The sequence below is a fragment of the Cupriavidus sp. 05L310 genome (assembly GCF_056398185.1).
Map to the genome: position 1 here is coordinate 1 of NZ_JBFTOX010000134.1, position 4,144 is coordinate 4,144.

Consider the following 4,144-nt stretch of genomic DNA (forward strand, 5'->3'; position numbering starts at 1 on the left):
GACTGATCAGCCGGACCTCAATGCCGATCGACTGGAAGCGTCTTGCCCAGTGGTGCGCTGTGCTGCAGGCTTCCATAACAACCATCCCCGGCTTCAGTGTACGCACCGCCTCCAGGAGCGAGCCACGCGAGACCTTTGCTCGATGTACGAACCGTCCGCGGCGGTCGGCGCCATGGAGCTGGAATACCTGTTTGGCGAGATCGATGCCGAGGATGTCGACTTCCATGATGAACCTCCACATGTCAGGTTGATGCCAACAGTGTCCCCCGAAGGGAGGCGTCGGGTCCATCTCAGTAAAATCTGGCGGTCTGGCCGTGAAATCTGTTAAGAATCAAACAGTTGGAAAGTTACTGGCTCCACGTAGCCCTCATGGCCGAAAAGCCTTACTGCAAGCCGAATTCGGAGCGGTCACCGCCAGATTTCGCACGCAAAGTACGATGATCCCAGAATGGCCACAGTGGTCGGGTCGAGCGGCCTGTCAGAATTGATCGAGTACATGTCGAAGTTCTTCTTTGCGGATTTTCGCTGCGCGCAAGGCCTGCTCGGCCCTTTGGCGCAGGTGCGCTCCAGATCTGTCGAGAATTGGGTACGCAATGCCTTCAACTGCCGCTCGAGCGCCTCGACCTAGCGCTTGCTCTCGTCGTGACGCGCCTGCGTGGGCGGTCTCCAGCGGACCGGTCCGCATCTCGACCTGAATGAGGCGGAGCTGCTCGACGACCACGGCAAAGAGATCGGCGGCATTCACCGGTGCACCTCCCGACATGGCGTCTTCAATCGCCGCCGGCGAGGGCGGCGCGAAAGCACTGCCTAGCAGCGCTGCCTCAAGCTTGACATCGGCGATAATCGCAGCACACCGGCATGACGGGAGTATCGAACGGTCGTGCCTGTATCCCCCCGTATTTGAATCTGGAGGACGCCATGCGTGACATCATCGACGGCTTTCTGCGCTTTCAGCGCGACGTCTATCCTCAACGAGTCGAGCTTTTCAAGCAACTCGCAACGACACAAAATCCGAAGGCGCTGTTCGTCACCTGCTCGGACAGTCGGGTCGTGCCCGAGCTCCTCACCCAGCGTGAGCCGGGAGAACTGTTCGTCATTCGCAATGCCGGAAACATTGTGCCGTCCTACGGTCCGGAACCTGGTGGCGTTTCGGCCACCGTCGAGTATGCGGTCGCGGTCCTGGGCGTGCAGGACATCGTGATCTGCGGGCACTCCGACTGTGGCGCGATGGGCGCGATCTCGCGTTGCACATGTCTTGATCACCTGCCGGCAGTCGCGAGCTGGTTGCGTCATGCAGATGCTGCGAAAGCGATCAATGCGGCGTATCAGTTCGATACCCCTCGCGCCAAGCTCGACGGTCTCGTCAGAGAGAACGTGATCGCGCAGTTGGCCAATCTACACACCCATCCGTCCGTGGCACTTGCACTCGAACAGGGGCGCATGAATCTGCACGGATGGGTTTACGACATCGAGAAGGGTAGCATCGATGCCCTCGACGGCCCAACACGACGATTCGTACCGCTCGCCGAGTCGCCGACAACTGTTGCTGTGGCTTCGCGCAATCGCGGACAGGTGTGAGAGAAGTTGGCAGCGACTCGATGTAACAGGGAGCCGCTTGACCAGGTGCCCGCATGGCGATGTGAAACCAATCCAGGATGCACTCACCGCGATCACCAAAGCCAAACTGACCGTAGCCATGCGCAATCACTCGGTCAGACCGACGCGGAAATGTTCCACGGTCTGCCTGGCGTTGACCGCCCGCTGCAACCAGTCCGCCATGGGACCGCGGCCGTCCCAGCCCTGCCCGTGCGCGTTGCGGTAGCGCACCGCTCCAGGCAACGTCGCCGGTGGCGGCTCGGCAAAACAGCCGGCGGCCTGCAGGTCGGCCACGGTCAGGCCGTGCTGGGCCATCTGGATGCGGATCCAGGTAATCGCTTCGGCGCGCTCGATTTCGATCGACTTCATTCCAGGTGCACAGATTTGAGGAAGCTGTGGAGCAGGATCCTGCGTTGTCGTCTCAAAGACCGTTAGGCCTCAACATTGGTCCGGCGGATCGCTGGTGTAACGCAACCCGCTCGCTTGGAGTTGGGAATCACGTGGTCACCCCGCTGCGCAAAAATTAATCAGACCCGAGGAGCCCGCCGGGCATCTGGTCCTAGCGCGGTTTGTCCACAGGCTTATCCCATCTCGCAGTGGACAAATCCTCGCCTCCTCCCTCCCTCAGGCCGGCCCCGGCTTGAACTTGAACGTGAACTTGGTTTTAGTCGCTGGCACCTGGCGCCTGGGGGTCGCCAGGCGGCGCGTCGCGGTGGTCTCGGCTTGCGCGCGCTCTGCCCGCCGCAGCGCCGCTGCCAGTTCGGCGCGCAGCCCGTCTTGTGCCGCCTGCCCTCGTCCGAGCGCCTGCTCTGCCTCCGCCAGTTGCCGGCTGAGCGTATCGCGCTCGGCCTGCAACCGCGCCCGCACCTCGGCACCGGCCACGGCGGCGTCTTGCGCCCTCGCCTGCACCGCCGCCAGCTCAGCGCGCAGGTCCGCGGCCGCCTGCTCGGCCTTCTGGCGCAGCGTGCGCTCCTGGTCGATCTCGCGCAGCGCGCGGCGCTCGGTGGCCTCGGCGCGTTCCTGCGTCATCGCGACCTGCGCGCGGGTGCGCTCCAGCTCCGTCGAGAATTGGGTACGCAACTCAACCAGTTGCCGCTCGAGCGCCTCGACCTGGCGGGTTCCTGCCTCGTGACGCGCCTGCGCGGCCGCGTGGGCCTGGCGTTCGGCGTCCAATTCCCCCTGCAGCGCCGCGCGCGCCTGCTGGGCGGCGTCGAAGTCGGCCTGTACGGCGGCTGTCTCCTGCTCGGCCACCACCACCGCGGCCCGCGCCTGGTCGCGCTGCGCTTCCGCCTCGCTCGCCTGCAGCCGCGCTTCGGCCCGCAAGGCGGCCAGCTCGCCGGTGGCCGCCTCATTGGCGGCCTGCCAGATCGATTGCACGGCATTGGCGGCGATCGCCTTGAGCGCGTCCGGCAACYCGGGATGGTCGATGGTCACGCGCATCTTGCCGCGCAGGTCCGCCCAGAACTGCGCCAGCACCTCGGTGGGCGTGCCCATGCTGCCCTTGCGCACCAGGCCGTAGAGCTTGTTGGCGGTGGGCGTGATGGGGTAATCGTACTTTTCGTGCATGTATGGACCCGACGCCTTTTGCAAGCTTCTTGTTCGTGATGTCGAAACGGTCTGCATGCATGTATCCGGCTTGCACTTGGACGATAGCCGAAGCACGCCCGCAGCCTCGATGAGATCCGCGCACCCTGTCCTTAGCAAAATCGCGGCGATCAGTTGCTGCAGCCAGACGCTCTGTGGATCGGMTTTTTTCGCTGCRTAGCGCAGGACTGCCCGCGCGCCGTGGATGAGCAACGTCCTCAAGTATGTGTCRCCGCGCCGGCTGATGCCGTGCAGTCGAGGCTTGCCCMCTGAGGAGTACTGGCGTGGTACCAGACCGAGCCAGGCCGCCAAATGTCGGCCGTTCCTGAATTGCTTCGCGTCGCCGACAGCGGCGACCATGGCTGTGGCGGTGATCGGACCGATGCCGGGCACTTCCGCGATCTTTTTGCACAGCGCGGAATGCTTCATGAACGACTGGATCGATGTTTCGATCAGGTGGACGCGCTCCTCGATCGCGTGTAGGTGCTGCAGCAGTTCAGTTAGCAGCGTCTGGCAGAACGACGTCAATTCGTCGGCGCTCTTGCTGAGTAGTTCCGGGATCGCGCGCTTGAACGCCTCTGGTGAGCGCGAGATCGTGAGTCCGCGCTCACCGAGCAGGCCGCGCATCTGGTTGATCATGGCGGTACGGTGGCGTATCAGGATCGCTCGYATGCGGTGCGCAGCCTGGATGTCTTGCTGCTCGACCRATTTGACTGTAACGAAGCGCATGGCAGGCCGACTGGCCGCCTCGACGATCGCTTCGGCATCGTTGCGGTCATTCTTATTGGTCTTGACGAAGGGTGAAACATACTGTGGACTGATCAGCCGGACCTCAATGCCGATCGACTGGAAGCGTCTTGCCCAGTGGTGCGCTGTGCTGCAGGCTTCCATAACAACCATCCCCGGCTTCAGTGTACGCACCGCCTCCAGGAGCGAGCCACGCGAGACCTTTGCTCGATGTACG

At 63.3% G+C, this 4,144-nt stretch carries 4 protein-coding genes and 2 pseudogenes; 2 read left to right on the top strand and 4 right to left on the bottom strand.

The window, feature by feature from the left end; translation table 11 throughout:
• A pseudogene (locus AC1DS6_RS42290) lies at positions 1-226 on the bottom strand (IS110 family transposase); the annotation flags it as partial.
• 222 nt (positions 227-448) lie between these two features.
• Here AC1DS6_RS42290 and AC1DS6_RS42295 point away from each other — a divergent pair.
• Together AC1DS6_RS42295 and AC1DS6_RS42300 are read left to right on the top strand one after the other, a co-directional pair.
• Positions 449-628 carry a hypothetical protein gene (locus tag AC1DS6_RS42295; RefSeq protein WP_477104761.1) on the top strand — a complete coding sequence of 60 codons (180 nt, stop codon included), beginning with the start codon at positions 449-451 and terminating at the stop codon, positions 626-628.
• A gap of 290 nt (positions 629-918) precedes the next feature.
• The gene (locus AC1DS6_RS42300; RefSeq protein WP_477104762.1) at positions 919-1,578 is read left to right on the top strand and encodes a carbonic anhydrase; all 660 of its coding nucleotides are present in this window, start codon (positions 919-921) and stop codon (positions 1,576-1,578) included.
• A gap of 126 nt (positions 1,579-1,704) precedes the next feature.
• On the opposite strand, the gene AC1DS6_RS42305 is transcribed toward AC1DS6_RS42300, so the two are convergent.
• The 3 genes and pseudogenes from AC1DS6_RS42305 to AC1DS6_RS42315 form a co-directional block, all read right to left on the bottom strand.
• Positions 1,705-1,965, bottom strand: coding sequence for an H-NS histone family protein (locus AC1DS6_RS42305; protein WP_477104763.1), 261 nt, complete (start codon positions 1,963-1,965; stop codon positions 1,705-1,707).
• Between the two features lie 255 nt (positions 1,966-2,220).
• The gene (locus AC1DS6_RS42310; RefSeq protein ID WP_477104764.1) at positions 2,221-3,219 is read right to left on the bottom strand and encodes a DNA-binding protein; all 999 of its coding nucleotides are present in this window, start codon (positions 3,217-3,219) and stop codon (positions 2,221-2,223) included.
• Between the two features lie 87 nt (positions 3,220-3,306).
• Positions 3,307-4,144 (bottom strand): annotated as a pseudogene (locus tag AC1DS6_RS42315) (IS110 family RNA-guided transposase); the annotation flags it as partial.